Origin of the sequence: Paenarthrobacter sp. CM16 (genome assembly GCF_013179505.1) — a bacterium.
Lineage (GTDB): Bacteria > Actinomycetota > Actinomycetes > Actinomycetales > Micrococcaceae > Arthrobacter.
The window spans coordinates 1-1,065 of record NZ_JABMCX010000566.1; the positions used below are offsets into that span (position 1 = coordinate 1).

The 1,065-nt window shown below is 61.8% G+C and carries 2 protein-coding genes; both read left to right on the forward strand.

The genetic code is table 11. From position 1 onward, the window contains the following. The coding region (locus HP499_RS24520; RefSeq protein ID WP_253951787.1) for a carbohydrate ABC transporter permease at positions 1 to 862 on the forward strand (862 nt) is incomplete at its 5' end. Positions 863 to 959: 97 nt separating this feature from the next. Beyond that, positions 960 to 1,065, forward strand: a 106-nt coding sequence (locus tag HP499_RS24525) for a LacI family DNA-binding transcriptional regulator (RefSeq protein ID WP_172326610.1), incomplete at its 3' end; no start/stop codon positions are given.

Here is a 1,065-nt window from a genome sequence, read left to right on the forward strand (position 1 = left end):
GCGCAAACGGCGCGGGGTCAACCGTGAAGGCCTCGAAGCCGGCAAACGGAGCACCCGCACCATCCTCTGGATCCTGCTGGCGGTAGCCATGGTGCTGTACGGCTTCCCCTTCCTGTATTTGCTGTTCACGTCGTTCAAGACCCCGATCGACACCATCGCCGTTCCGCCCACCATCCTGCCGCGGGAATGGACGCTGGAGAACTACACCAACGCCCTGGGCCGCAGCGGGGTCTTGGCGTCCTTCATCAACAGCATCCAAACGGCTGTCATCAGCACTGTGTTGTCACTGGTCCTGGCCGTTCCGGCCGCTTACGGCATCACGCGCTACAAGACACCCAGCGGCCAGGTGTTCATCATGGCTGCCTTGGTCACCCGCATGGTCCCGCCGGTAGCAATCGGCATCCCGCTGGCATCCATGATGTCCTCGGTAGGCTTGGCGGATACGCCCATAGCCCTTTCCATTGCACACACCACCATCTCGCTGCCGCTGTCCATCTGGCTGATGTCCAGCTTCTTCGAGTCTGTCCCCCGGGACCTGGAAGAAGCCGCAACCGTGGATGGGTGCAGCCGGCTTGGAGCCCTGTGGCGGGTGGTGATCCCTGTAGTGTCCGGCGGTATCGCGGTCACGGCGATCTTCGCATTCCTGGCTTCCTGGAACGAGTTCCTGTTCGCCCTCCTGATGACGGCGATCCGGTCCCAGACCACGCCCGTGGTAATTGCGAACTTCCAAACGCAGTTCGGCCTGGACTGGGGATCCATGACGGCCCTCGCCGCCGTCTACTCGATCCCGGTCATCCTGCTGACGCTGCTGTTGCAGCGCAAAATCGTGGCGGGCATGACACTGGGCGCCGTGAAGGGCTGATCATCAAGTCCAGTACTCAAGGGCCAGTGCCACCATCAACGAGTAGCCTACTCATAGCCCCCAAAGGCAACACCAACCATAAGGACGTGGGAGTCGGATGAGCAACAAGAACATCGGTATCAAGGACGTAGCCGTCGCCGCCGGCGTGTCCGTCACCACGGTGTCCCATGTCCTCAACGAGGTGTCCTACGCCCGGATCAGCA